Origin of the sequence: Rhizobium sp. K102 (assembly GCF_022385315.1) — a bacterium.
GTDB classification, from domain to species: Bacteria; Pseudomonadota; Alphaproteobacteria; order Rhizobiales; family Rhizobiaceae; genus Rhizobium; species Rhizobium croatiense.
Genome location: NZ_CP092436.1, coordinates 4,001,144 through 4,026,173, shown reverse-complemented (window position 1 = coordinate 4,026,173; position 25,030 = coordinate 4,001,144). Strand labels below are relative to the sequence as shown.

Annotated in this window: 24 protein-coding genes and 1 tRNA gene; 14 read left to right on the top strand and 11 right to left on the bottom strand. The window is 62.0% G+C overall.

Going from position 1 to position 25,030, the window contains the following annotated elements; genetic code table 11:
- Nucleotides 1-170: 170 nt before the first annotated feature.
- The 4 genes from mutT to MHI61_RS25765 all read right to left on the bottom strand — a co-directional run bounded on the left by mutT (nt 171) and on the right by MHI61_RS25765 (nt 3,603).
- Nucleotides 171-584: an 8-oxo-dGTP diphosphatase MutT gene (mutT, locus tag MHI61_RS25780; RefSeq protein WP_239791087.1), complete on the bottom strand. Its 414-nt coding sequence runs from the start codon at nt 582-584 to the stop codon at nt 171-173.
- A complete protein-coding gene (locus MHI61_RS25775) occupies nt 581-1,387 on the bottom strand; it encodes a GNAT family N-acetyltransferase (protein ID WP_097667595.1) in 807 nt (268 codons plus the stop codon). The genes mutT and MHI61_RS25775 overlap by 4 nt, the downstream gene beginning before the upstream one ends.
- Nucleotides 1,368-2,609 (bottom strand): bifunctional glutamate N-acetyltransferase/amino-acid acetyltransferase ArgJ, encoded by a 1,242-nt coding sequence (gene argJ / locus MHI61_RS25770; RefSeq protein WP_239792906.1) that lies wholly within the window; start codon nt 2,607-2,609, stop codon nt 1,368-1,370. Before argJ ends, MHI61_RS25775 begins: the two co-directional genes overlap by 20 nt.
- Nucleotides 2,610-2,721: 112 nt before the next feature.
- Nucleotides 2,722-3,603 carry a peptidylprolyl isomerase gene (locus MHI61_RS25765; protein ID WP_222146415.1) on the bottom strand — a complete coding sequence of 294 codons (882 nt, stop codon included), beginning with the start codon at nt 3,601-3,603 and terminating at the stop codon, nt 2,722-2,724.
- 246 nt (nt 3,604-3,849) lie between these two features.
- Between MHI61_RS25765 and secA the strand changes: the two genes are divergently transcribed.
- The 3 genes from secA (at nt 3,850) to MHI61_RS25750 (ending at nt 9,436) form a co-directional block, all read left to right on the top strand.
- Complete coding sequence (gene secA / locus MHI61_RS25760) at nt 3,850-6,564, top strand: preprotein translocase subunit SecA (protein ID WP_222141225.1); 2,715 nt, start codon at nt 3,850-3,852, stop codon at nt 6,562-6,564.
- 178 nt (nt 6,565-6,742) lie between these two features.
- Nucleotides 6,743-8,158, top strand: coding sequence for a lipopolysaccharide biosynthesis protein (locus MHI61_RS25755; RefSeq protein WP_239791086.1), 1,416 nt, complete (start codon nt 6,743-6,745; stop codon nt 8,156-8,158).
- Nucleotides 8,159-9,436 (top strand): GNAT family N-acetyltransferase, encoded by a 1,278-nt coding sequence (locus tag MHI61_RS25750; RefSeq protein ID WP_239791085.1) that lies wholly within the window; start codon nt 8,159-8,161, stop codon nt 9,434-9,436.
- Here the strand turns inward: MHI61_RS25750 and MHI61_RS25745 are convergent.
- Entirely contained in the window at nt 9,433-11,061 is a 1,629-nt protein-coding gene (locus tag MHI61_RS25745; RefSeq protein WP_239791084.1) for an AMP-binding protein, read from the bottom strand. The genes MHI61_RS25750 and MHI61_RS25745 overlap by 4 nt on opposite strands.
- A 200-nt stretch (nt 11,062-11,261) precedes the next feature.
- Between MHI61_RS25745 and MHI61_RS25740 the strand changes: the two genes are divergently transcribed.
- Entirely contained in the window at nt 11,262-12,242 is a 981-nt protein-coding gene (locus tag MHI61_RS25740; RefSeq protein WP_239791083.1) for an aldo/keto reductase, read from the top strand.
- 130 nt (nt 12,243-12,372) lie between these two features.
- The gene (locus tag MHI61_RS25735) at nt 12,373-13,170 is read left to right on the top strand and encodes a methyltransferase domain-containing protein (RefSeq protein ID WP_239791082.1); all 798 of its coding nucleotides are present in this window, start codon (nt 12,373-12,375) and stop codon (nt 13,168-13,170) included.
- Nucleotides 13,171-13,172: 2 nt separating this feature from the next.
- Here MHI61_RS25735 and MHI61_RS25730 read toward each other — a convergent pair whose 3' ends face one another.
- Nucleotides 13,173-13,751, bottom strand: coding sequence for a TetR/AcrR family transcriptional regulator (locus MHI61_RS25730; RefSeq protein ID WP_239791081.1), 579 nt, complete (start codon nt 13,749-13,751; stop codon nt 13,173-13,175).
- 128 nt (nt 13,752-13,879) lie between these two features.
- Between MHI61_RS25730 and MHI61_RS25725 the strand changes: the two genes are divergently transcribed.
- Nucleotides 13,880-15,175 carry an MFS transporter gene (locus MHI61_RS25725; protein ID WP_097584654.1) on the top strand — a complete coding sequence of 432 codons (1,296 nt, stop codon included), beginning with the start codon at nt 13,880-13,882 and terminating at the stop codon, nt 15,173-15,175.
- Nucleotides 15,176-15,301: 126 nt separating this feature from the next.
- A tRNA-Leu gene (locus MHI61_RS25720) sits at nt 15,302-15,386 on the top strand.
- A gap of 115 nt (nt 15,387-15,501) precedes the next feature.
- Here MHI61_RS25720 and MHI61_RS25715 read toward each other — a convergent pair.
- Nucleotides 15,502-15,789, bottom strand: a complete 288-nt coding sequence (locus MHI61_RS25715; protein WP_097608965.1) for a hypothetical protein — start codon at nt 15,787-15,789, stop codon at nt 15,502-15,504.
- Between the two features lie 420 nt (nt 15,790-16,209).
- Here MHI61_RS25715 and MHI61_RS25710 point away from each other — a divergent pair, with 420 nt between their 5' ends.
- Entirely contained in the window at nt 16,210-17,958 is a 1,749-nt protein-coding gene (locus tag MHI61_RS25710; RefSeq protein WP_239791080.1) for a cation:proton antiporter, read from the top strand.
- A gap of 62 nt (nt 17,959-18,020) precedes the next feature.
- Here MHI61_RS25710 and MHI61_RS25705 read toward each other — a convergent pair whose 3' ends face one another.
- A complete protein-coding gene (locus MHI61_RS25705) occupies nt 18,021-18,305 on the bottom strand; it encodes a hypothetical protein (protein ID WP_239791079.1) in 285 nt (94 codons plus the stop codon).
- 201 nt (nt 18,306-18,506) lie between these two features.
- On the opposite strand from MHI61_RS25705, the gene MHI61_RS25700 reads away from it, so the two are divergent.
- Both MHI61_RS25700 and MHI61_RS25695 read left to right on the top strand, forming a co-directional pair.
- Nucleotides 18,507-19,097: a YqaA family protein gene (locus MHI61_RS25700; RefSeq protein ID WP_097584651.1), complete on the top strand. Its 591-nt coding sequence runs from the start codon at nt 18,507-18,509 to the stop codon at nt 19,095-19,097.
- Nucleotides 19,098-19,121: 24 nt separating this feature from the next.
- Nucleotides 19,122-19,637, top strand: coding sequence for a disulfide bond formation protein B (locus tag MHI61_RS25695; RefSeq protein WP_239791078.1), 516 nt, complete (start codon nt 19,122-19,124; stop codon nt 19,635-19,637).
- Nucleotides 19,638-19,748: 111 nt separating this feature from the next.
- Here MHI61_RS25695 and MHI61_RS25690 read toward each other — a convergent pair whose 3' ends face one another.
- Complete coding sequence (locus MHI61_RS25690) at nt 19,749-20,306, bottom strand: HNH endonuclease (RefSeq protein ID WP_239791077.1); 558 nt, start codon at nt 20,304-20,306, stop codon at nt 19,749-19,751.
- A gap of 111 nt (nt 20,307-20,417) precedes the next feature.
- Nucleotides 20,418-21,062 (bottom strand): DNA-3-methyladenine glycosylase, encoded by a 645-nt coding sequence (locus tag MHI61_RS25685; RefSeq protein WP_239791076.1) that lies wholly within the window; start codon nt 21,060-21,062, stop codon nt 20,418-20,420.
- A 47-nt stretch (nt 21,063-21,109) separates the two neighbouring features.
- Between MHI61_RS25685 and gluQRS the strand changes: the two genes are divergently transcribed.
- Nucleotides 21,110-21,991 carry a tRNA glutamyl-Q(34) synthetase GluQRS gene (gene gluQRS / locus MHI61_RS25680; protein WP_239791075.1) on the top strand — a complete coding sequence of 294 codons (882 nt, stop codon included), beginning with the start codon at nt 21,110-21,112 and terminating at the stop codon, nt 21,989-21,991.
- Here gluQRS and MHI61_RS25675 read toward each other — a convergent pair.
- Nucleotides 21,956-22,879 carry a YihY/virulence factor BrkB family protein gene (locus tag MHI61_RS25675; protein WP_097608942.1) on the bottom strand — a complete coding sequence of 308 codons (924 nt, stop codon included), beginning with the start codon at nt 22,877-22,879 and terminating at the stop codon, nt 21,956-21,958. The two genes, gluQRS and MHI61_RS25675, sit on opposite strands and share 36 nt — an antisense overlap.
- 76 nt (nt 22,880-22,955) lie before the next feature.
- Here MHI61_RS25675 and MHI61_RS25670 point away from each other — a divergent pair, with 76 nt between their 5' ends.
- The 3 genes from MHI61_RS25670 to MHI61_RS25660 all read left to right on the top strand — a co-directional run bounded on the left by MHI61_RS25670 (nt 22,956) and on the right by MHI61_RS25660 (nt 25,003).
- Nucleotides 22,956-23,789, top strand: a complete 834-nt coding sequence (locus tag MHI61_RS25670) for an SDR family oxidoreductase (RefSeq protein ID WP_239791074.1) — start codon at nt 22,956-22,958, stop codon at nt 23,787-23,789.
- Nucleotides 23,790-23,807: 18 nt separating this feature from the next.
- Nucleotides 23,808-24,011: a twin transmembrane helix small protein gene (locus tag MHI61_RS25665; protein ID WP_239791073.1), complete on the top strand. Its 204-nt coding sequence runs from the start codon at nt 23,808-23,810 to the stop codon at nt 24,009-24,011.
- Nucleotides 24,012-24,424: 413 nt separating this feature from the next.
- A complete protein-coding gene (locus tag MHI61_RS25660) occupies nt 24,425-25,003 on the top strand; it encodes a cob(I)yrinic acid a,c-diamide adenosyltransferase (protein ID WP_239791072.1) in 579 nt (192 codons plus the stop codon).
- Nucleotides 25,004-25,030: the final 27 nt, after the last annotated feature.

Sequence of the window (25,030 nt, the reverse complement as noted above, 5' to 3'; positions counted from 1 at the left end):
GGTGTTAAACGATCCATTAATATCCACAGCCGAAAACAGCACGGCGCAATAATAATCAGCAAACGCTAATGCATAGCGCCTGGAAATGTCCGGCGACTGCAGAATAATGACACATCGACAAAACAAAAATCGCGGGCGGGTCGCACCGACCAAGTTCAACGCGAGGCGCTTTAAAGCAAATCCTGCAGCGTCGGGATGAGCGGCTCGTCGGCCGGCGGCATCGGATAATCCCGCAGAGCCCCCGCACGCACCCACTTCAGCGCCTGCCCCTCGCGACCCTGTGCAATGCCTTCATAGCGCCGACAAATATAAAGCGGCATCAGGAGATGGAACGTCTCGTAGGAATGGCTGGCGAAGGTCAGCGGCGCGAGGCAGGCGATCTTCGTCTTGATGCCGAGCTCTTCCTCGAGCTCGCGCACCAGCGTCTCCTCCGGCGTCTCGCCGGGCTCGACCTTGCCGCCGGGAAACTCCCAGAGCCCGGCAAGCGATTTTCCCTCGGGACGCTGTGCCAATAGAATACGCCCATCGGCATCGATCAGCGCGCAGGCGGCGACCAGCAATATCTTCCGGCCTGCCTCGCTCATCGCGTCTCCCGCTGCCAGTAGCAATAATGATAGGCGTCGCGAAACCCGAGGCGCTCATAAAGTGCGATCGCCGGGCGGTTGGAAAGTTTTACCTGCAGCCAGGCCGATCGGGCACTGCGCATGCGAGCCCAGCGCAGCGCCGAAGTCAGGATTTCGGTACCCAGTCCTTCCCGCCGCCGGGTTTCGCAGACCGAAAGCGACATGATGCCGGCAAGATCGTTGTCCTGGACGCAGAGCACGGTCGCGAGCGGTCCCTCTGCCGCATTTTCGATCATGAAGAGGCCCGACGGCGGCTTGATCGCGGAAATGATTTCGGCAAGCGCCGGCTTCAAGCTCAGCGGCGCCCTCTCGACCGTCAGATTGGCATCGACGAAACGGCCGACGTCATGGGTCGGCAGATGATCGAGCGTATCCGGCAGTGCAGCCTCGGCGAGATCGCAAGTCATCACCACGGTCTCGTCAAATCGCGTCCAGTTCTGGGCGCTGAGAAGCTCGATCAGCACCGGCGAAGCGAGCGGCGTCTGCCGGACGACGGCGGCGCGGCCATAGGCCTCGAACTTGCGGCTTGCCTTTTCCAGGCGGATCTCGACGTCGCGATGGTCCGAGGGATCGAGCGGCACGATGGAATTCAGCCGATTGGACGGGTGACCGGCCGTCAACCGGACCTGCCAGCTGCCGTCATATTGCACGGATGCCGCCGGCCAGGCGCGAAAACCGACGGCCTCCAGCCTGCGGACCAGCGGCAAATTCTGCGAGGAAATAGATGCCTGCTCCAACGAACGATCAGCTCCGATAGTCGCCATTGATCGCAACATATTCCTTGGTGAGGTCGCAGGTCCAGACGGTTGCCGAACCAGAGCCGAGGCCGATATCGACTTTGATGGGGATATCCTGCGCCTTCATCACATTCGAGGCGGCTTCCTCGGAATAATCGGGATCACGCTCGCCATTGACCGCGACCCTGACGTCGCCGAACCAGATGGCCAGCCGGTCGCGGTCGGCAATCTCGCCTGACTTGCCGACGGCCATGACGATCCGGCCCCAATTGGCGTCTTCGCCGGCGGCCGCCGTCTTGACCAGCGGCGAATTGGCAATCGACAGCGCGATGCGCTTGGCGGCGGCGTCGCTCTCGGCACCCGTCACCGTGATTTCGAGCATCTTGGTGGCGCCCTCGCCGTCACGCACCACCTGCAGCGACAGATCCTTCAGCACTTCGTTGAGAGCGGCGCGGAAGGCGGCAAGCCGGGGATCGTCGGCGCGATCGATGCGGGCCTGGCCGTCTTCGGCCGCCGCACCCGTCGCAAACAGCATCAGCGTGTCGGACGTGGAGGTGTCGCTGTCGACGGTCATGGAGTTGAAGGTCGGGCCGACGCCGTCGGACAGCAGCACCTGCAGCGCGGCCGGCGCGATGTCGGCATCGGTCACGACGAAGGAGAGCATCGTCGCCATATCGGGCGCAATCATGCCGGCACCCTTGGCGATACCGTTGATCGTCACGGCAACGCCGCCGATTTCGGCGCTGCGGGTCGAAACCTTCGGATAGGTGTCGGTCGTCATGATCGCCTTGGCGGCTTCGAACCAGAAATCGCTGGTGGCCTCGGCCTGCATCTTATCCAGGACGCCTGAGAATTTGGTGGCATCGAGCGGTTCGCCGATGACGCCGGTCGAGGCCAGATAGACCTCGTTCTCGCCGCAGCCGACGGCGGCGGCTGCCGATTTCGCCGTCAGCGCGGTCGCCTGGCGGCCCTTCATGCCGGTAAAGGCATTCGCATTGCCGGAATTGACGACGACGGCCCGGGCGCTGCCATGGGGCAGATTGGCGCGGCAAAAATCGACCGGCGCCGACGGGCACTTGGAGCGGGTAAACACCCCCGCGACGGCGGCCGGCTTGTCGAAGACCATCATCAGCACATCGGTACGGTTCTTGTACTTGATACCGGCGGACGCCGTCGCCATGCGCACGCCGCGCAGCGAAGGCATCTGGACGAAGGATTTCGGTGCGAGCGGAGAAACGGAACCGGACATGATGAAACCTGCCAATGAGCATTTCCCGGCGAAATGGAAACCGGCTCGCCGTCCGGAAATGCGACAACAACGATAAGGAAGGGCCCGGAAGAACCGGGCCCTGATGCGGATATTACTGCTTCGGCGCCGGCTGGGCAGGTTCACTGCCCGGTTCCGGCTGCTTGTTGGCCTGATCATAACCCTTGCGCAGCGTCTCGTCCGTGATCTCGATCTTGGCGGACGTCTTGGCCTGGTTGAGGAGGGCAAGATACTTGTCGCGCATGACGAGCTGACGAACCTGATCCTGCACCTGATCGAAAGGCGGCGGCGGAGCGTCGCGCTTATCCTCGACCTTGATGACATGATAGCCGAAATCGGTCTTGACCGGGGTCTTGGAATAGGCGCCCTTCTCGAGCGCGAAGGCTGCGTCCTCGAATTCCTTGACCATGCGGCCGCGCGAGAAATAGCCGAGATCACCGCCTTCCGACTTGTTCGGATCGGTGGATTTTTCCTTGGCGAGTTCGGCGAAATCCTTGCCGGCGTCGAGCTGCTTGATGATCTCCTTGGCTTCGTCCTCGGTCTTGACGAGGATATGGCGAGCGTGGACTTCCTCTTGCTTCGGCAGGGCCGCGACTTCCTTGTCGTAGCGCGCCTTGATTTCTTCGGGCGTCACGGTGTCGACGACATGCTTCTTGAAATAGGCGTTATGCAGCTCGCGATCGGAGAGATATTGCATGCGCTTCTTGAATTCTTCGGTCTGGTCGAGCTTTTCGGTGATGGCGTCGGCGGCGAGCAGCTTCACGTCGATGGCGGCGGAGAGAGCTGCGACCTTCTTTTGGTCGTCGGGAAGCTGCGCCAGCTGCGGATCGAGATTGGCGACGGCAAGATCGAGTTCCGACTGGTGTATCTCCAGATTGCCGACCTTGGCGACGACGGCGTCCTCTGCATGGGCCGGAGCCTGGAATGCAACGAAAGTTGCAAACGCCAGCAGGGCGAATTTATTGGTGCTCAACATCAAATAACCCTTCACAGTTTTATCGCCGGCGTCAGCATCGCCTATTCCAGCTCAAAATAGCCATCAACACCGGATTGTGGCCTTTCTGTATCCGCCAAATCCGTTGACATCATTCGACCCCCCTCTTATCTGTCACGCAACCTCGCGTCCAGAACAGTTTCCGGGCGTTTCAAGGCGTGCGCCTGATTTTCGGCTGGGCCGCGGACAAGAAACGTCGCGGATGAATATTGAGAAAGGACCAGTCACATGGTCAGCTTTGGCGGTATAGCCCGCAAGTTATTTGGGTCATCCAATGATCGCCGCGTGCGGTCCTTCCAGCCGAACGTCACCGCGATCAATTCCATCGAAGAGAAGACGAAAGCCCTGACGGACGAGCAGCTCGCGGCAAAGACCGCGGAATTCCGCGCTCTTCTGGCCGAAGGCAAGACGCTCGACGACATTCTGATCCCCGCCTTTGCCGTCGTGCGCGAGGCCTCGCGCCGCGTTCTCGGCCTGCGACCTTTTGACGTACAGCTGATCGGCGGCATGATCCTGCACTCGAATGCGATCGCCGAGATGAAGACCGGCGAAGGCAAGACCCTCGTCGCCACCCTGCCGGTCTATCTGAACGCGCTTTCCGGCAAGGGCGTGCACGTAGTCACCGTCAACGATTATCTCGCCCAGCGCGACGCCGCCACCATGGGCCGGATCTATGGCTTCCTCGGCATGACCACGGGTGTCATCATCCACGGTCTCTCCGACGAGGAGCGCCGCGCCGCCTACGCCTGCGACATCACCTATGCCACCAACAACGAGCTCGGCTTCGATTATCTGCGCGATAATATGAAGTACGAGAAGAACCAGATGGTTCAGCGCGGCCACAATTTTGCGATCGTCGACGAAGTGGACTCGATCCTCGTCGACGAGGCGCGCACGCCGCTGATCATCTCCGGTCCGCTCGACGACCGCTCCGAACTCTATAATACGATCGACGCCTTCATTCCGATGCTCGTCCCCAGCGATTACGAGATCGACGAGAAGCAGCGCTCGGCCAACTTCTCCGAAGAAGGCACCGAGAAGCTGGAGAACCTGCTCCGCCAGGCCGGCCTCTTGAAGGGCAACGCGCTCTACGACATCGAGAATGTTGCGATCGTCCATCACATCAACAATGCACTGAAGGCCCACAAGCTCTTCCAGCGCGACAAGGACTATATCGTCCGCAACGACGAAGTCGTCATCATCGATGAGTTCACCGGCCGTATGATGCCGGGCCGGCGTTATTCGGAAGGCCAGCACCAGGCGCTCGAAGCCAAGGAAAAGGTGCAGATCCAGCCGGAAAACCAGACGCTGGCCTCCATCACCTTCCAGAATTATTTCCGCATGTACGAAAAGCTCGCCGGCATGACCGGCACGGCGCAGACGGAAGCGGAAGAATTCGGCAATATCTACAATCTCGATGTCATCGAGGTCCCGACCAACCTGCCGATCAAGCGTCTCGACGAGGACGACGAGGTCTACCGGACCTTCGACGAAAAGTTCAAGGCGATCATCGAGGAGATCCTCGACGCCCACAAGCGCGGCCAGCCGGTGCTCGTCGGCACAACCTCGATCGAGAAATCGGAACTGCTTGCCGAGCGCATGCGCAAGCAGGGCTTCAATGACTTCCAGGTGCTGAACGCCCGCTACCACGAGCAGGAAGCCTATATCGTTGCCCAGGCCGGCGTGCCGGGCGCCGTCACCATCGCCACCAACATGGCCGGCCGCGGCACCGACATCCAGCTCGGCGGCAACCTGGAGATGCGGATCGAGCGCGAACTCGGCGAGATCGAAGCCGGTCCGGAGCGTGACGCCCGGATCCAGGCGATCGTCGAAGAGATCAAGGAACTCAAGGAAAAGGCGCTCGCCGCCGGCGGTCTCTATGTCATCGCCACCGAACGCCATGAAAGCCGCCGCATCGACAACCAGCTGCGCGGCCGCTCCGGCCGTCAGGGCGACCCCGGCCGCTCGAAATTCTACCTTTCGCTTCAGGACGACCTGATGCGCATCTTCGGCTCCGACCGCATGGACAGCATGCTGACCAAGCTCGGCCTCAAGGAGGGCGAGGCGATCGTCCATCCCTGGATCAACAAGGCGCTCGAGCGCGCGCAGAAGAAGGTCGAAGCCCGCAACTTCGACATCCGCAAGAACCTCTTGAAGTATGACGACGTTCTCAACGATCAGCGCAAGGTCATCTTCGAGCAGCGTCTCGAACTGATGGAATCGACCAATATCTCCGAGACCGTCTCCGACATGCGTCGCGAAGTGATCGAAGATCTGGTCGAAAAGCATATCCCCGAACGCGCCTATGCCGAACAATGGGATGCCGTCGGCCTGAAGACCGGTGTCACCAATATCCTGAACCTCGATCTGCCGATCGAGGACTGGTTCAGGGAGGAAGGCATCGGCGAGGACGATATTCGCGAGCGTCTGACGGAAGCCGCCAATGCCGCCTTTACGGAGAAGGCCGAGCGTTTCGGCGACGACATCATGCATTATGTCGAGCGCTCGATCGTCATGCAGACGCTCGATCATCTCTGGCGCGAGCATATCGTCAACCTCGATCACCTGCGCTCGGTCATCGGCTTCCGCGGTTATGCCCAGCGCGACCCGCTGCAGGAATACAAGTCTGAAGCCTTCGAGCTCTTCACCGCCCTCCTCAACAATCTGCGCGAGGCCGTCACCGCCCAGCTGATGCGCGTCGAGCTGGTGCAGCAGGCGCCGGCCGAACCCGAACCGCCGCTGATGCAGGCCCATCATCTCGATCCGATGACCGGCGAGGACGATTTCGCTCCGATCTACCAGGCCTCCGAAGTGATGGTCGCGCCCGAGAACCGCAATCCCGAGGACCCCGCCACCTGGGGCAAGGTCGGCCGCAACGAGTCCTGCCCCTGCGGCTCCGGCAAGAAATACAAGCATTGCCACGGCGCCTTCGAACAGGTCTGAGGCAAATACGACGACTCTTAAAATGCCGCCTTCGGGCGGCATTTGCTTTTCAGCGGTAACGCCGGCCGGCTGGAGTTCAGGTCTGCGGGGCAAGGGCCGTTCCGGAACCGTTTCTTAACCCTGCTCTGTCAAGACTTCGGGGACGATTTGCCTGACCTCAGAGTTTTGCGTGTTCATCATGGCGGTCATAGAAACAGCGGAGAAAATGCTGCCGGCGGGACTGCGCCCGATCGGCGGCCGTACGCTGCGCATGCTCGCGGCCGTGCTGACCGAAGGCGGCGAGAAGGCCGCCGCCCAGCGCATGGCGCTGACGGCCTTTTCGATCCGCATCCTCAGCGCCGCACTTGCTTTCGTCTCCCAGATCGTGCTCGCCCGGCTGATGGGCGAATATGAATACGGCATCTTCGTTTTCGTCTGGGTGCTGGTTGTCGTCTTCGGCGACCTCTCCTGCCTTGGCTTCCACACCGCGATCATCCGCTTTCTGCCGCAGTATAAGGCGGCGGGCGCCTTCGAGGAAATCCGCGGACTGACGGGTACCGCGCGCATCTTCGCGCTGCTGTCCGGCACGGCGATGCTTGGCGCCGGCATGCTCGGGCTGCATTTCTTCGGTGATCTGATCGAGCCCTATTATCTCGTCCCGATCTTCCTCGGCCTGTTTGCCATGCCGATGATCGCACTTGGCGATATTCTGGAAGGCACCTCGCGGGCGAACCACTGGCCTGTGATGGCGCTGGGCCCAGTCTATATTATCCGGCCGATCCTCATCATCGCCTGCATGCTGATTGCGATTGCGACGGGCGCGGAGCATACGGCCGTCACCGCCATGCAGGCGGCGCTCGTGGCCACCTTCGTCACCGCACTCGGCCAATATGGCGCGACGCTTTACCGCCTACGCCGGCATTATGACGACGGTCCGCGCAAGGTCGATTTCCTTGCCTGGCTCAGTGTCGCCTTCCCGATCTTCCTGATCGAGGGCGTCAGCTTCCTGCTGACCAATTCCGACGTCGTCGTTGTCGGCATTTTCCTCGAGCCGCACGACGTCGCCATCTATTTCGCCGCCGCCAAGACCATGGCGCTGGTGCATTTCATCAATTTCTCGGTCAAGGCCGCTTCCGGCCCGCGTTTTTCCTCGATCATCGCCGAGGGCGACCATGCCCAGCTGGCGATCGCCGCCACCGATGCCGCCCGTTGGACCTTCTGGCCGGCGCTCGGCGTCGGTCTTGCCGTTCTCGCGGCCGGCCACCTGCTGCTGTCGCTGTTCGGCGGCGTCTTCACCGCGGGTTATCTTGTCATGGCGATCCTGCTTGCCGGCATCCTCGCCAAATCGCTGGTCGGCCCGGCCGAAACGCTGCTGATGATGGCCGGCAAGCAGAATCTCTGCGTCGCGCTCTATGCCGGCGCATTGGCCGCCAATGTCGGTCTCAACCTCGCTTTGATCCCGCATTACGGCATCGAAGGCACCGCGATTGCCACAGCCTCTGCCATGGCGGTCGAGGCCGTTCTTCTGCATGTCGCCGTGCGCCGCACGCTCGGCATCGTCCTCTTCGCCTTCGCCAGCCCCTCCGCCGCAACGCCAGAAATGAGAGTTCGATAGATGGTGCGTCCGCCCCCCGTCACCGCAAGCACCGACAGCATCACCAACCGCATGATCCATGATCTCGCGTCGCTGCATTTCGAGGCACCGCAGGCCGAGGCCCGTGCCGAGATCGGCCGACCCGGGCGTGAACTTTGCCTCTACCCCGGCAAGCTCGGCTACGAACTTCAGGACGAGCTCGACTTCCTCTCCAACCGGGCGATGGAGCCGAACGTCTTTTTCTCCGGCCGCTTCCTCGCGCCCGCCATGCCGCGGCTCGAAGACAGACAGGTGAATTTCGCCCTGATCCGCGACCACAATGCCGGCCGCAGCCGCATGCGTTTCCTGCTGCCGTTTTCGGTCGACAAGCCGGGCTTTGCCGTCGGTCCCTCGATCATCCGCGGCTGGTCGAACAGCTTCGGCCCGCTCGGCACGCCGCTCGTCGACAGCGAGGATGCGGCCGAAACCCTCGACAATTTCTTCGAGGGCCTAACCGTTCCTGATCTTAACCTGCCGGGCACCCTGGTCCTGCCCGATCTGAGATTGAACGGAATTTTCGTGCGCATGCTCAAGGCCGTGGCCCTCGGCCGCAATCTGCCGCTCACCGTGACCAATCCCTATCTGCGCCCGATGCTGCAGAGCGAGGAAGAGGCGCCTGCCTATCTCGGCAAAACCATCTCCTCCTCGCATATGCGCGAGATGCGCCGCCAGTGGCGTCAGCTGGAGGAACTCGGAACGGCGGTCTATGCCGTCGCCCGCCAGCCGCGCGAAATCCACGTCCGCTTCGAAGAATTCCTGGCGATGGAGGCCGGCGGCTGGAAGGGCAAGCGGCGGAGCGCTCTCGTCACCGACCGCTATCATACCGCCTTCGCCCGCGAGGCCGTGTCGAACCTTGCCGCCGTCGACGCCGTGCGCATTCATACGATCGATCTCAACGGCAAGGCGATCGCCGCCATCGTGGTGTTGATGATGGGCGGCGAGGCCTATACGTGGAAGACGGCCTATGACGAAAACTATGCCCGCTATTCTCCGGGCAAGCTTTTGATGAGCGAACTCACCGAATGGCATCTCGACGACGCCAACATCGTCCGCTCCGATTCCTGCGCCGTTTCCGACCATCCGATCATGAGCCGCTTCTGGCAGGAGCGCGAGGAGATGGGAACCCTGGTGATCGGCCTGACGCAGAACGGCGACCGCGACATGCGCCAGGTGGCCGCCCAGCTCCACATGTACCGCAGCACCCGCAACATGGCGAAGATGCTGCGCGAGAAGATCATGTCGCTCGCCGGGCGTGGCTAACCTTCCGTCGCAGCTTTCTCTCGCAGCAGCCGGCGGATCACCTTGCCGGTCGTCGTCAGCGGCAGTGACTCGACGAATTCCACTTCGCGCGGATATTCGTGCATCGAAAGCCGCATCTTCACCCAGTCCCGGATATCGACGGCCAGCGCCTCGCTCGGGGCATGGCCCGGCGCCAGCACGATATAGGCTTTGACGATCTCGGTGCGCATGGCATCGGGCTTGCCGACGGCGGCGGCAAGCTGCACCGCGGGATGGCCGATCAGGCAATCCTCGATTTCCGCCGGGCCGATGCGATATCCGGATGAGGTGATGACGTCGTCGTCGCGGCCCTCGAAGGTGATATAGCCGTCCGCGTCCTGCCGGCCGATATCGCCGGTGAGCAGCCAGCCCTTGGCGAATTTTCGCGTCGTCGCCGCCGTATCGTTCCAATAGCCGAGGAACATGACGGGATCGGGGCTGGCGATGGCGATCTGCCCTGGCTCGCCCGTCCGCAGTTCATCCCCCTCATCATTGACGATCGCAACGCGGTGTCCGGGCACCGCCCGGCCGATGGCGCCGGCCTTGCTGACGCCGTGGGCAGCGGCAGACGAGAGCACGAAATTGCATTCCGTCTGGCCGTAGAATTCATTGACGGTGATGCCGAGCGTGCGCCGCGCCCATTCATAGGTCTCGCGGCCGAGCGCCTCCCCGGCCGAGCCGATCGTGCGCAGCACCAGATCATATTTCGAGCGGGGATCGGAAACGGATCGCATCAGCCTCAGCGCCGTCGGCGGGATGAAGGCATTGCGCACATCCATCTCCGCCATGATCCGATAGGCCATGTCGGCATCGAATTTCTGCGCCGGCGACGAGACGACGGGAACCCCGAGCAGAAGGCTCGGCAGCAGCGCATTGAGCAGACCGCCCGCCCAGGCCCAGTCGGACGGCGTCCAGACCTTGTCGCCCACCTTTGGAAAACCTTCATGGGCGAACTGCATGCCGGGAATATGGCCGGGCAGAACACGGTGACCATGCAACGCGCCTTTCGGCGGCCCTGTTGTGCCCGAGGTGAAGATCATCAGCGCCGGATCGTCGGGCGTTGTCTTTTCTACTTCGAAGACGGGCGCATACGATACGATGAGATCGGCAAAGGAGAGAGCGTCGGGAGCGCCATCGACGCTGATCACATGGCGCAGTTCCGGCAGACGATCGCGGATTTGCCGGACGCGATCGAGGCCGAAATCATTGGTGACGATTGCCGCCGCACCCGAGATCCTCAGCCGATATTCCAGCGCCTCGACGCCGAACAGCAACGCCAGCGGCAAGGCGATTGCACCCATCTTATAGATCGCGACATGCGCAACCACGGTCTCGAAGGACTGCGGCATCAGCAGAGCGACGCGATCGCCGCGCTTGATACCGAGCGATGCCAGCGCATTGGCGAACATGGAAGAGCTGCCGGAAAGCTCGCCATAGGTCAGCGAAAGATGGTCGCCGTCCGGACTGAAATGTTCGAGACAGACACGCTCCGGATCTCTCGCCGCCCAATCGTCGCTGACGGCGCGGCCGATATTGAAGTCTTCCGGAATCCGCCAGGAGAAATCACGATAGAGATCGTCGTAACGATCATTGGAGGGCAGTCGCATAGTCTGGCTTCCGGTGAAATGCTGCAGCAGCTAACACCTTGCGGCGCGGATGTGCAAGCCGCCGACGGAACCGGCGGCCCCATCACGCATCATTGTACGCATCGCCGCGCCGATTTCGCCTGCGCCTCCCTGCGACTTTGACGGTTTCGCACTACATCATGAAACGCCGCACGGGGTGTCTCAATTCACGGAGTCGTTTCATGGAATATGTCAAATTTGGAAAGACCGGTCTCGAAGTGTCGAAAATCTGCCTGGGCTGCATGACCTTCGGCGATCCGGGCCGCGGCAATCATGCCTGGAGCCTGCGCGAAGAGGAAAGCCGGACGATGATCAGGCAGGCGATCGACCTCGGAATCAATTTTCTCGACACCGCCAACACCTATTCGAACGGTTCCTCGGAAGAGATCGTCGGGCGCGCCATCAAAGACTTCGCCAAGCGCGAAGATATCGTGCTGGCGACCAAGGTGTTCAACCGCATGCGGCCGGGTCCGAACGGCGCCGGCCTGTCACGCAAGGCGATCCTCGACGAGATCGACAATAGTCTGCGCCGCCTCGGCACCGACTATGTCGACCTCTACCAGATCCACCGTTTCGACCACACGACGCCGATCGAGGAAACGCTGGACGCGCTGCATGACGTCGTCAAAGCGGGCAAGGCGCGTTATATCGGCGCCTCGTCGATGTATGCCTGGCAATTCGCAAAGGCGCTTTACGTCTCCCGGCTGAACGGCTGGACGGAATTCGTCAGCATGCAGAACCATCTGAACCTGCTCTACCGCGAGGAGGAGCGCGAAATGCTGCCGCTCTGCGAAGACCAGAAGATCGCCGTCATCCCCTGGAGCCCGCTCGCCCGCGGCCGCCTGACCCGTAACTGGGACGAGACGACGGCGCGCAGCGAGACCGACGAATTCGGCAAGACGCTCTACACGCAATCGATCGATGCCGACCGCAGGATCGTCGAGGCGGTGGCCGACATCGCCCGGGCCCGCGGCATTTCCCGCGCCCAGGTCGCCACCGCCTGGATCCTGCAGAAGAGCGTGGTGACCGCGCCGATTATCGGTGCGTCCAAACCGAACCACCTGACGGACGCCGTCGCTTCGCTCACGGTCAAGCTCACTGCCGAAGAAATCGCCGTATTGGAAGCACCCTATATTCCGCATGCCGTCGCCGGCTTCAAATAGCCGCACCCCTCTTCTCAGCGCCCTCATAAAGGCAGATCCTCTCCCCACCGCGGGAGAGGATCGGGATATGGCACAGGCCGGTCACAGTTCCGTCCTAGCGCTTGCCTGAAATATCGAGGAATCGTCCGTCATGACCACCGTTCCTTTCGAGCCCCGCCGCTTCCGCACCACCGCCGCCTATTACAGCCGTTTCCGCATTCCCTATGCCGACGTGCTGATCGAATGCGTGACCGCCAGAACTGGCCTTCGGCCAGGCGACCGCCTGCTCGATCTCGGCTGCGGACCGGGCCAGATCGGCATCGCCTTCGCCCGCCTTGCCGGTGCCGACGTCATCGGTCTCGATCCGGAGCCGGAAATGCTGGACGCGGCCCGCGAAGGCGCGGCGGCAGCCGGTATTCACGCCGAATTCGTCCTCGGCTCCTCCTACGATCTCGGCCCCGCCTTCGGACCGTTGAAGATCACGACCATGGGCCGCTCGTTCCACTGGATGGACCGCGCCGCAACGCTTGCAACGCTGGACAGGCTGACCGAGCCGAAGGGCGCCGTCATCCTTTTCGGCGACCGCCACATCTCCGCCTCACCCGCCTGGCGCGACGTCTTGGAAAAGGTCTCCGAACGCTTTTCGCCGGAACCGCTCAGAACAGAACGACAGCTTCGCCGCGGGCCGGACTGGATAAAGCACGAGGAATTTCTGCTGCGCTCCGCCTTCCGCAATCTCGAACGCATCGGCATCGTCACCGAGCGGCTGCTCGACGCCGACGAGATCGTCGGCCGTGCCTTCTCCATGTCGGTCACCTCGCCGCAGGCGCTCGGTGACAGCACAGCCGAATTCGAACAGGCTTTACGAAGCGAGCTCGCCGCTCTCTCGCCGGACGGAAAATTCACCGAGATCATCGAGGCCAACGCCCTCATCGCCTCCCGCGACTGAGACTATGTCCGGTTGGCAGGATCGAGCTGCCGGCGCATCGTCACCAGAAACTGCTCGGCAAGCCCGCGGTCCTCGACCGCGCGGGCAAGAATGACGGCGCCCATCATCGATGACAGCGTCGTTGCGGCATTGGCGCGGCGTTCCTCTTCGGTCTCGCCGGGAACAATATCGGCAAGCGTGTCGACCAGCACGGACAGGCCGTCGCTGAAAACGGCGCGAACCGCGCCGCGGCTGCGGCTCACCTCCTGGATCAGTGTTGCGAAGACGCAGCTGCCGCCGGGATCATCAACCGTGCGCCAGTGAATATAATGATCGAGAAGCGTTTCGAGCGGCCGGTCCGGCGAACTGGCGATATGTTCCTTCCAGCGCTCTTCCACCCGATCGATCAGCTGGCGGCTGACTTCCAGCGCCAGCTCATCCTTGGAGTTGAAGTGACCGTAAAAGCCGCCATGCGTCAGTCCCGCCGCCTTCATGATGTCGGCAACGCCGACGCCGTCAAAACCGTTTTCCCGGAAGAGCACACCGGCAACACTCAGAATCTTCTCGCGGTTTTCGGCAAATTTCTCGCGGCTGACCCGCATCGTCGTCTCCAGAAATAGCGGCTTGACAAATTATATGATGTCCATCATCAATACGCAAGAAATATGATGACCATCATGTAAATCGGTCCAGTGTCTTCCCCAATCTGAATCCGAACGGAATCGTGCTCATGGTTTCCACAGCCCTTGCCTCCACCCTTGCCCGGCGCAACATTCACTACGGTTGGGTCGTCGTTGCCGCCACCTTCCTCACCATGCTGGTGACGGCAGGCGCCATGGGTGCCCCTGGCGTGCTGATCAAGCCGCTGCAGGACGAATTCGGCTGGGAAACCTCGCAGATTTCCTTCGCACTTGCGATCCGCCTGATCCTGTTCGGCTTCATGGGGCCGTTCGCCGCCGCTTTCATGAATTATTTCGGTGTGCGCAAGGTCATCGTCTTTGCATTGACACTGATCGGCATAGGCTTCGTCGGCTCGCTGTTCATGACGACGTTGTGGCAGCTCCTGCTGCTCTGGGGCATCGTCGTCGGCTTCGGCACCGGATTGACGGCCATGGTGCTCGCCGCGACCGTGTCGACGCGCTGGTTCACCAAGCATCGCGGCCTCGTCGTCGGCATGCTTTCGGCGAGTTCTGCCACCGGCCAGCTCGTTTTCCTGCCGCTGATGGCGGAACTGACGGAGCGTTACGGCTGGCGCTCGACGGTGTTTTTCGTCTGCGCCATGATCATGGTCGCGGCCCTTGCTGTTCTCGCCTTCATGCGCGACCGGCCGGCTGACGTCAATTTGCCCTCTTTGGGCGAGGCGCATGTGACGCCGGCACCGGCCAGGCCGACGCTCGGCGCTGCCCTGATGACGCCGCTCACCACGCTGCGCGAGATTTCGACGACCTCGACCTTCTGGATCCTGTTTACCACCTTCTTCATTTGCGGCCTCAGCACCAACGGCCTGATTCAGACCCATTTCGTCACCCTCTGCGGCGATTTCGGCATCGTGCCGGTGGCCGCCGCGAGCGTGCTTGCCGTCATGGGCATCTTCGATTTCTTCGGCACCATCGGCTCCGGCTGGCTGTCCGACCGGTTCGACAATCGCTGGCTGCTGTTCTGGTACTACGGCCTGCGCGGCCTCTCGCTGCTCTATCTGCCCTTCAGCGATTTCAGCTTCTACGGCCTTTCGATCTTTGCCATCTTCTATGGCCTTGACTGGATCGCCACCGTGCCGCCGACCGTCAAGATCGCCGCCGACCGCTTCGGCCGTGAAAAGGCCGGCCTCGTCTTCGGCTGGGTCTTTGCCGGCCATCAGCTGGGCGCCGCCACCGCCGCCTACGGCGCCGGCCTCTCGCGCACGGAACTGTCGAGCTATCTGCCCGCCTTCTTCGTCGCCGGCGCCTTCTGCCTGCTGGCCTCGATCCTGGCGATCACGCTGAAGAAGTCAGGCCTGCCGAGTGCCGCCCCTGCCGCGGCCCACTGATCTCGGAGAGGACCCGGTCTCGAAGCAAGGCTGGGTCTCTCCACCGGATTGCCGCGATAACTTCGTTCGTCCGTCTTGCATGCGCAGGCGCACACATGTTAGACACCCGCCTCGTCGGTATCCGTTGCCCCATTGGCGGAATTGGTAGACGCGCTCGACTCAAAATCGAGTTTCGAAAGAAGTGCTGGTTCGACCCCGGCATGGGGCACCAGCCTCCGCTCTGTGAGCTTCGGCTCGGCGAGCCGTAGTTCCGTCAGGAACGAAGGCGGACTGGTTTCAACGCGCAGCGCTTCGATCCCGACGGAGCAATCCGCATCCAACTGAAACTATTTGTTCTTCAACAGCCACATCTTGCCGGCCATGGTGATGCCGTAGACGTCCTTTGATGCGTCGTCGTCCAGGTGCCGCCGGACGAGGAAACCCGGCTCTTTCAACTCACCCAGCGTCTTTGCCGTGACCGACTTCACTTTCTGAGGCCGCTCTTTCCACCGATCCGATTTTGCGTAGGTTACGGTCGCGTTCTGATGCGTCCATTTATTGGCAGGCTGAGGATAAAGGTCTCCATCCCTGGCGAGTTTGAGTCCTGCGATCTGGGACGGGGTAAGCTCAATCATACTGAAAATCCTGTGCGGGTCCTTGCGCTGGGAATGCGCTTCGACCGAAGGCGTGCTCATAACATCCACGGAGGTTTTTCACCACCACATTGCGCGCCATCAGGGCCACGAAAGGTGAAAACCCGGCTGACGCAGGAACCGGGCCTCGCCCTTCTCTGAGATTTTCATCTGTAACAGCGCCGGCGACCGCCGCCACAGTACAGTTCAGGATGATCTTCCCCATCTCGTGACGAAGGCCAAAGACGCAAGCCAAAACCGGTTCCAACATCGGCGGCGCGCCGACCGTGGCGGACCTTTGCCGACGACACCTGTTTCCGACTGGCCGGGGTCGCGAACGAGGCTCTTAAAACGCAAATCAACTATTTAACTTTGCTTGCGCTTCGTCCAAGGTGGCGGCCGTTACCATCGGCGAGGGCGGACGTGCATCAGGAAGTAGGACTCATCGCGACAGTCGCCGTCAGTTTTGTTTTCGCGGCGATCCTCGGTTATGGCGCCGACCGGCTCCGGCTGCCGCCGCTCGTCGGCTATCTGATGGCCGGCATCCTGATGGGACCGTTCACGCCCGGCTTCGTCGCCGACACCGCGCTTGCCGGCCAGCTTGCCGAAATGGGCGTCATCCTTCTGATGTTCGGCGTCGGCCTGCATTTTTCCGCCTCCGATCTGCTTGCTGTGCGCGGTATCGCCGTGCCGGGTGCGATCGGACGGATTTTCCTCGCCACGCTGCTGGGCATCGGCCTTTGCAAGCTCTGGGGCTGGAGCCTTGGCGCCGGCATCGTCTTCGGCCTCAGCCTGTCGGTCGCCAGCACCGTCGTGCTCCTGAAGGCGCTGGAGGAGCGCAATCTCGTCAACGCGGCAAGTGGCCGCGTCGCTGTCGGCTGGCTGATCGTCGAGGATCTGGCGATGGTGCTGGCCTTGGTGCTGCTGCCGGCGCTGGCGGAGCTTCTCGGTGGCCACGCGGTCGATACGACCAATCACGGCCTCGGCGAACTGCCGCTGGCGCTGACGATCGGGCTGACCCTGTTGAAGGTGGCGGCCTTCACCGCCATGGCGATCTTCCTCGGCCCTCGTATCGTGCCCTGGTTGCTGACGATGATCGCCCGCACCGGCTCACGCGAACTCTTCACGCTGACCGTGCTGGCGATCGCGCTCGGCATCGCCTTCGGCTCAGCCGCGATCTTCGGCGTCTCCTTTGCGCTCGGCGCCTTCTTCGCCGGTGTCGTCATGAGCGAATCCCAGCTCAGCCACAGAGCGGCCGCCGATTCGCTACCGTTGCAGAATGCCTTCTCCGTGCTGTTCTTCGTCTCCGTCGGCATGCTCTTCGACCCCTCGATCCTGGTGCGCGAGCCGCTGGCCGTAATCGGCGCGCTGGCGCTCGTCATTCTCGGCAAGGCCATCATCACCTTCGCAATCGTCATGCTGCTGCGCTATCCGATCAGCATGGGCCTGACCTTGGCCGGAGGACTTGCTCAGATCGGCGAATTTTCCTTCATCCTCGCCGGCCTCGGCGTCTCGCTCGGGCTTCTGCCGCATGAGGGCCAGGATCTGATCCTTGCCGCCGCGATCCTGTCGATCACCCTCAATCCGATCGTGATCTTTGCCAGCGAGGGCCTGAAAAAATATATCCATTCGAAATGGCCGCCGCTCTTCGAAAGCTACGGCAGGAAAAGGCAGAAGACACTCGGCAAGGAACTGGAAAAGATCAGGGCGCTCGGCGAGGAGCGCGAACGTCAGCACCAGTTGAAAATGCAGCAGCTGATCGAAACCTTCCCGCTGTTTTCCCAGGTCGGCGAGGACGCGCAGGAGGAGTTACTGCTGCTCTTCAAGGCGAAGTCGGCCCCGCCCGGCGAACGCGTCATCCGCCGCGGCGACCGCGGCGACAGCATGTACTTCATCTCCTCGGGTGCCGTGGAAGTGCGGCTCGCCAGCGGCGCGATCCGCCTCGAACCGGGCGCCTTCTTCGGCGAGATGGCGTTGTTGAGCGGCGGACGGCGCACGGCCGATGTCATCGCCGTCGACTTCTGCCAGTTCGAAGTTCTCGAGCGGCGCGACTTCAACATGTTCATGTCGCACCATCCCAACCTGCGGACGATCGTCAGCGAAATGGCCCAGAAGCGCACGGAAATGAACGTGCTGCGGCAGCAATGGGAAAAGTCGATGGATCTGTCCTGACGCGCAGACACCCCGAGTGCCGGCGCCAAACAGACTATCTGCAGGCCCGTTGCGCGATGCTGTCAGCCTGCCGGCCAATAGCCGTCGGAACGGAAATCCTCCGGAATCGGATCGAGCCGCGACAGCGTCTCGGCTGCGAAATTGATCTGCAGCGACAGGTATTTCAGAGACGCCAGCATCGGCACGCCGGTCGCGAATTCCCGAACGCGGGACAGATGATAACCGCTTTCGCTCAGCCTCCGGGCCGCTTCCCCAAGCACATCGTCTCTGTTCGGTCCCCGTCCTGCTCCGAGCCCGTCATCCATCTGCACGGCCTGAGCGCGGCCGCCTTCGATCACTTTGAACATCTCATGCCACCCTGCACGTCGCCCTCAAACCAGCCTGCCTCACAATGGCCGATTCGCCATCCCATGAAATCTTGGGAGAGGCATCGATGCCCGAATCACGAAATTTTTAGGCGGCGGGTGGCACGAAGGACACGGCCAAGCATTTACAGGGCCGCGCACCGCCCCTAAAGCTCTTTTGCACCGCAATAGGAAGGGAACGGAATGCTCCGCAGACTTTACGACTGGACCATGTCTCTGGCCGCGCGCAAATCGGCCGAAGTCTGGCTCGCCGTCATCGCCTTCGTCGAAAGCTCCGTCTTTCTCGTCCCCGCCGATGTGCTTTTCCTGCCCATGGCGCTCGCCAAACCGGAACGCTCCTATCGCTACGCGCTGGTTGCGACCGTCGCCTCCGTGCTCGGCGGCATCGCCGGCTGGGCGCTCGGCTTTTACGCCTATGAGACGGTGGCGCGGCCAGTTCTCGAATTCTACGGCAAACTCGATGCCTTCGAGCAGATGAAGGCCTATGTCACCTACGAGTGGATCCTGCTGCTGCTCGTCACGTCAGGTCTTGCGCATCTGCCGCCGATCAAGATCGTCACCATCCTGTCCGGCGTCATTCACGTCAATCTGGGCCTTTTCATCGTATCGGCGATTATTGCCCGCGGCGCCCGTTTCCTCTTCCTCGCCTGGCTGCTGCGCCGCTACGGCGAGCCGATCCGTGACTTCATCGAGAAGCGCCTCGGCCAGCTCGTTGGCATCGGTGCCACTGCGGCAATCGTGCTATATTTCGGCTACCGCTCTTTCGCTCACTAGACCAAACTTTCGCGGAGCTCCGCCATGACTGCCACCGCCTCGCCGCTCGCCCGTCCCGGCTTCATCTATTCCATATTGCTCGCTATCGGCATGGCGGCGGCGGTCGGCGCCGCCCTCGGCTTCCAGTATATCGGCGGCTATATTCCCTGCGCACTGTGCCTGCTGCAGCGCCAGCCTTATTACTACGCGATTCCGATCGCCTTTCTCGCTGCGATCTGCGAGCTCGCGGGTCTGCCGAACTGGATTTCCCGCGCAATGATTCTCGCAGCCGGCATGCTGATGCTGGTCACCGCGGGCATGGGTGTCTATCACGCCGGCGTCGAATGGCACTTCTGGCCAGGCCCGACCACCTGCTCGACCACGGCAAGCAGCATGACGACCAATGCCGGCGATCTGCTCGGCGAACTCAATACGATCAAGGGCCCATCCTGCACCGATGCGGCGCTCAGGGTGCTCGGCCTGTCTTTTGCCGGCTGGAACGTGATTGCCGGGATCCTGCTTGCGGCCTTCGCCTTCGTCGGCGTTCGCAAGGCCGCCTGACGCATGTCGCCGCGACCATGCGCGACATGCCGCTGATAACGACATGGAAGCAAAGAGCCAAACCGCGGCTTGTGGAACGCAATCGATGCGACGCGCTGTAGACGGGCGCGGTCAGGGCTGCAGTTCGGTATCCCAGTAGAGATAGTCGAGCCAGCTGTCATGCAGGTAATTCGGCGGGAACAGCCGGCCGTTATTGTGCAGATCCTGCACCGTCGGCTGATAGGGCTTCTGCGCCGGGAACATGCCTGCCTGCTTCGGCAGCTTGCTGCCCTTGCGCAGATTGCAGGGCGAGCAAGCCGCCACGACATTCTCCCAGGTCGTCTCGCCGCCATGGGCGCGCGGGATGACGTGGTCGAAGGTCAGGTCGTCATCAGAGCCGCAATACTGGCACTCGAACCGATCGCGCAGGAAGACGTTGAACCGGGTGAAAGCAGGATTGCGGGATGGCTGAACGTAAGTCTTCAGGCACACGACACTCGGAAGCCGCATCGAAAAGCTCGGCGAGGAAACCGAGTGTTCATATTCTGCGATGATATTCACACGGTCGAGAAATACCGCCTTGATCGCGTCCTGCCAGGACCAAAGCGACAAGGGGTAATAACTCAGCGGCCGGTAGTCAGCGTTCAGGACGAGCGCCGGCAGGGCCTGCGGGGAGACTGCAATCGTCAAGGGACTCTCCTGATCGATTCGGCATCTGCACCTGTATATTAGGCCGGTTGTTACAGGATTGTGAAGTCCAATAAATTCAGAGGATAAAGGCAATTTAAAGAGTGTGGCCGATCAGCCGACCGGCACCATGTCACGACGCATTTTCGTGGCGTAATAGGCCCAGAAAAGCCGGGCTGCCACCGATCGCCACGGCGACCAGACCTGCGAAAGCTTGGCAAGCGCCTTCGCTTGCGGCCGCGCCGCAAGTCCGAGCGCGGCGCCGACGGCATTCTGCAGCGCGACATCGCCGGCCGGAAAGACATCGGCATGGCCGCCGCAGAACATCAGATAAACCTCCGCCGTCCACGGGCCGACGCCCTTCAGCCCCGTCAGTTCGCCCAGCGCTTCGCCCGGCGGCTTCAGGCAGAGCCCGGAAAGATCGAGGCGGCCGGAGGCAACCGCTTCAGCGATCCGCGTCAGCGTATCGGCCTTGGCGCGCGACAGGCCGAACTCCCGCCATGCCTCGGGGTGAAACAGCAGGTAAGCTTCCGCCGTCAGCAGGCCATCCGCCGGCAGCATGCGCCGCCAGATCGCCTCGGCGCTGGCGCGCGAGACCATTTGCGATACGATGATATGGGCAAGGCCGGCAAAACCGGCTTCGCGCAGCCGCAGCGGAAGGGGGCCTACATCCGCGGCGATCGGTGCAAGGCGCGGATCGAGGCGAAGCAGCGCTTCGAGCCCCAGCCTGACGTCATCGTCGTTGCGGATGATCTGCACCGCGTCCTCCCAGTGGTTCAAAACCAAAATCCGTGGCAGAAGAAAGCATGACCACGAGCGAGCGTCAAAAACCTGTCTTTCGTTTTGCGCCGAGCCCCAACGGATCGCTGCATCTCGGCCATGCACTTTCGGCCTTTTTGAACCGCGACATGGCCGAAGCGTTGCATGGCCGCCTGCTGCTGCGCATCGAGGATATCGACCAGGCCCGCTGCACCCCCGAATTCGAGGCCGGCATCCTGCGGGACCTCGACTGGCTTGAGATCGACTGGGAAAGTCCGGTGCGGCGCCAGTCGGAGCATTTTGCGGAGTATCAGGCGGCGCTGCATGCGCTGATCGAACGCGGCCTGGTCTATCCGGCTTTCCTGACGCGCGGCGAAGTGAAGGCGCGTGTCGCCGCCTATGAGGCAACGGGCCAATCCTGGCCGCGCGATCCCGATGGCACGCCGCATTATCCGCCGATTGATCGCGAGCGGCCGGAAACCGAATGGCGGGAGATCCTTTCCTCCGGGAAAAAACATGCCTGGCGGCTCGACATGCGCAAGGCGCTCGACCTGATCGGCGAACTGCTGTTCTGGGCGGAAACCGGCGACGGCAGGACAGGCGAGATCGCCGCCGAACCTGGCGTCTGGGGAGATGTCATCCTGTCGCGCTCGGATGCTCCTTCGAGCTACCATCTGTCGGTGGTCGTCGACGATGCCGTGCAGGGCGTCACCCATGTCGTGCGCGGGCTCGACCTTTTCCACGCCACATCGGTGCACCGGCTGCTGCAGGTTCTGCTCGGCCTGCCGCAGCCCCTCTACCACCATCATCGTCTCATTCTCGACGCCGATGGCCGCAAGCTTTCGAAAAGCGAAGGTGACAGCGGGCTCGCCGAATTGCGTGCCCGGGGCATGTCAGGGGCCGACATTCGCCGCCTTGTCGGGCTCTGAGCGCCGTTCGACACGCTCTCTGCCGACGATCGAAAGCGTATGCGAGAACATCCGGAAGACGCGGAACTTGATCAGCGCCGCATTGATCTCCGCGCCGATAATGAAGATGGCACCGACCATATAGAGAAAGATCAGCACGATCATCACCGAGGCGAGACCGGCATAGGTTGCCGTATAATTGGCGAAGGTCGCCAGATAATAGGCAAAGATCAGCGCGCCGGCGAGCCAGAGAAGCAGCGTCAGCAAGACCCCTGGAATAACGTCGAAAACCCGCCGCTTGCCGGCCGGCAGCCAGAGATGCATGACCAGCAGGCCGACGGTCAGCACGACAAGCGTGCCGTAAATGCGCCAGCTGAAGACGATGTCGAGCGTATCGGCAAACAGCGGAAACCAATTCCTCGCATAATCGAGCGCCAATGGCACCGCCACCAGCAGGATGCTGATCGCCGCGAAGATGATGACCGCGATCAGCACGTAGCCGAGGCTGGCCAGGCGGGTGAAATACCACGGCCGGGTTTCCTGCACCCGGTAGGCACGATTGAGCGAAATGCGCAGCGCTTCGACGCCGTTCGAGGCGAAATAGGCGGCCGCCAGCACCGAGATCGTCAGCAGCCCGCCGCGTTGAATGGTCAGGACCTGCAGCACCTGGTCGGCCAGCGGCTTGGCGATCGCTTCGGGCCAGGTGTCGAAGATCAGATGGATGGCGGTCGAGGAAAACTGATCGGCGCCGAGGAAGCTTGCAAGCGCCGTGCCGAAGATCAGGAACGGGAAAACCGCGAGCAGGCTCGACAGCGCCACGTGGCTTGCCATCGCAAATCCGTCATCCTCGACCATGTGACAGATCGCGTCATAGACCACGTCGTAGATCGTGCGCAGCACCTTCCGCATTCCGTCTCCGGCTTTCCACATTGTATCCTCTGGCCGAATATGGGAAACGAGTCCCATTTTGTACAGGAATCATTCCATGGCGGGAGAGCGCACAATCGTCGTCACCGGCTGCTCCTCCGGCATCGGCGCGCATTGCGCCCGGGCGCTGAAAGCCGATGGCTGGCGCGTCTTTGCGACGGTGCGCAAAACGGATGATCTGCCGGGTCTGGAAGCCGACGGCATCGAAGCCTTGTTGATGGACTATGCCAGGATCGAGACGATTTCCGAGCTGGTCGACACCGTCTTGAAACGCAGCGGCGGCCGTATCGACGCGCTCTTCAACAACGGCGCCTATGGCCAGCCGGGCGCCGTCGAGGATCTTTCGACGGCAGCGCTGCGCGCCCAGTTCGAAGCGAATTTCTTCGGCTGGCACGAATTGACGCGGCAGGTCATTCCGTCGATGCGCAAACATGGGCAGGGCCGGATCGTCCAATGTTCGTCCATTCTCGGCGTCGTCCCCTATCGCTATCGCGGCGCCTACACCGCCTCCAAGTTCGCGCTCGAGGGCCTCAGCATCACCCTGCGCATGGAGCTGCACGGCAGTGGCATCCATGTGAGCCTGATCGAGCCCGGACCGATCGCCACGCGTTTCACCGCCAATGCGCTCGCAAAGATCAAGGAAAACATCGACGTCGAGAACTCGCCGCACGCGGCCGATTATATCAGGCAGTTGGCGAGGCTCGACGGTTCGGGGCCGGTCAATCGTCATAAACTTGGCCCCGAGGCGGTCTATTCGGTATTGAAACACGCATTGAACTCGAAAAATCCAAGGCCACATTATCCCGTAACGACTCCGGCTAAACAGGGCATGTTCCTGAAGCGGCTGCTTCCGGCGGACCTCTTCTACCGCCTGATGCGCTGGACGGACTGACTGAGAAAGCTGAATGCCATGTCCTCAATCACCTATATCCTTGCGGTCATCGTCATGGGCGTCGTCGCCCTCGTGCTGATCCGCGGCCTCTTCAACATGATGAAGGGCGGCGACGCCAACCTTTCCAACAAACTGATGCAGCTTCGCGTCCTGCTGCAGGCAGTCGCCGTCATCCTGATCATGCTGACGCTCTGGATCACCGGCGGCGGCCGCCCGACCTGAGGACTGACCTAACGATAGAGGGGTAAATATGGGTACTATCGCCTCCTCGACCTCCCTCATTCCTGTGCTCGTCACAGGAATCCAGCCACCGCGCGTCCGCGCGGTGAATAACAAAATCCGACGTTCTGCCGCGCCCAAGGACTTGGGCGCAGAAGCCCGACCCCACCCTCCGTCATGCTCGGGCTTGACCCGAGGATCCATCCCCGTAGCTGCTGATGGATGCGGTGTGGATGCTCGGGTCAAGCCCGAGCATGACGGGGGTGGGGTGGGTCGAAGAAACCACTCACGGCGTATACACCCGTGTCAGGGACGCTGTCCGCCAGCGCAACCAACAATGTCGGCACCGGGCTGAACCGACTTGATGAGGCAAAACGGGTGAGCGCGACAGCCCTCCCCTCGATCGGCGGTGCAGCATGGTGAAACTCAACAAGATCTACACGAAGACCGGCGATGACGGCACGACAGGCCTGGCTTCCGGCCCCCGCCGTCGGAAGGACGATCTGCGCGTCGAGGCTTATGGCACGATCGACGAGGCCAATTCCGCGATCGGCCTGGCGCGGCTTTACACGACAGACTTGGTTGACCTCGACACCATGCTGATGTCGATCCAGAACGATCTCTTCGACCTCGGCGCCGATCTCGCCACGCCCGACACCGGCGAACCGCCGGCCTACGAGCCGCTGCGGATCGTCGAGACGCAGGTCGAGCGCATCGAGCGCGATATCGATCGACTGAACGCCGACCTCCGTCCGCTGACGTCCTTCATACTGCCGGGCGGCAGCCCGGCCGCCGCGCATCTGCATCTGGCCCGCACGATTGCGCGGCGGGCCGAGCGGCTGATGGTGACGCTGGCCCGCATGGAGGGCGAAATCGTCGGCGGGGCCGCGATGAAATATATCAACCGGCTTTCGGATTTCCTCTTCGTCGCAGCCCGCCATGCAAATGACCAGGGTCGTGCGGATGTGCTTTGGGTTCCGGGAAAAAACAGATAGGTTTGCCGCGATCACGATTGCCGGGGG

Coding starts and splice junctions, on each gene's coding strand:
- mutT (WP_239791087.1), bottom strand. CDS start 584: ATGAGCGAGGCAGGCCGGAAGATATTGCTGGTCGCCGCCTGCGCGCTG.
- MHI61_RS25775 (WP_097667595.1), bottom strand. CDS start 1,387: ATGGCGACTATCGGAGCTGATCGTTCGTTGGAGCAGGCATCTATTTCC.
- argJ (WP_239792906.1), bottom strand. CDS start 2,609: ATGTCCGGTTCCGTTTCTCCGCTCGCACCGAAATCCTTCGTCCAGATG.
- MHI61_RS25765 (WP_222146415.1), bottom strand. CDS start 3,603: ATGTTGAGCACCAATAAATTCGCCCTGCTGGCGTTTGCAACTTTCGTT.
- secA (WP_222141225.1), top strand. CDS start 3,850: ATGGTCAGCTTTGGCGGTATAGCCCGCAAGTTATTTGGGTCATCCAAT.
- MHI61_RS25755 (WP_239791086.1), top strand. CDS start 6,743: ATGGCGGTCATAGAAACAGCGGAGAAAATGCTGCCGGCGGGACTGCGC.
- MHI61_RS25750 (WP_239791085.1), top strand. CDS start 8,159: ATGGTGCGTCCGCCCCCCGTCACCGCAAGCACCGACAGCATCACCAAC.
- MHI61_RS25745 (WP_239791084.1), bottom strand. CDS start 11,061: ATGCGACTGCCCTCCAATGATCGTTACGACGATCTCTATCGTGATTTC.
- MHI61_RS25740 (WP_239791083.1), top strand. CDS start 11,262: ATGGAATATGTCAAATTTGGAAAGACCGGTCTCGAAGTGTCGAAAATC.
- MHI61_RS25735 (WP_239791082.1), top strand. CDS start 12,373: ATGACCACCGTTCCTTTCGAGCCCCGCCGCTTCCGCACCACCGCCGCC.
- MHI61_RS25730 (WP_239791081.1), bottom strand. CDS start 13,751: ATGCGGGTCAGCCGCGAGAAATTTGCCGAAAACCGCGAGAAGATTCTG.
- MHI61_RS25725 (WP_097584654.1), top strand. CDS start 13,880: ATGGTTTCCACAGCCCTTGCCTCCACCCTTGCCCGGCGCAACATTCAC.
- MHI61_RS25715 (WP_097608965.1), bottom strand. CDS start 15,789: ATGATTGAGCTTACCCCGTCCCAGATCGCAGGACTCAAACTCGCCAGG.
- MHI61_RS25705 (WP_239791079.1), bottom strand. CDS start 18,305: ATGTTCAAAGTGATCGAAGGCGGCCGCGCTCAGGCCGTGCAGATGGAT.
- MHI61_RS25700 (WP_097584651.1), top strand. CDS start 18,507: ATGCTCCGCAGACTTTACGACTGGACCATGTCTCTGGCCGCGCGCAAA.
- MHI61_RS25695 (WP_239791078.1), top strand. CDS start 19,122: ATGACTGCCACCGCCTCGCCGCTCGCCCGTCCCGGCTTCATCTATTCC.
- gluQRS (WP_239791075.1), top strand. CDS start 21,110: ATGACCACGAGCGAGCGTCAAAAACCTGTCTTTCGTTTTGCGCCGAGC.
- MHI61_RS25675 (WP_097608942.1), bottom strand. CDS start 22,879: ATGCGGAAGGTGCTGCGCACGATCTACGACGTGGTCTATGACGCGATC.
- MHI61_RS25670 (WP_239791074.1), top strand. CDS start 22,956: ATGGCGGGAGAGCGCACAATCGTCGTCACCGGCTGCTCCTCCGGCATC.
- MHI61_RS25665 (WP_239791073.1), top strand. CDS start 23,808: ATGTCCTCAATCACCTATATCCTTGCGGTCATCGTCATGGGCGTCGTC.
- MHI61_RS25660 (WP_239791072.1), top strand. CDS start 24,425: ATGGTGAAACTCAACAAGATCTACACGAAGACCGGCGATGACGGCACG.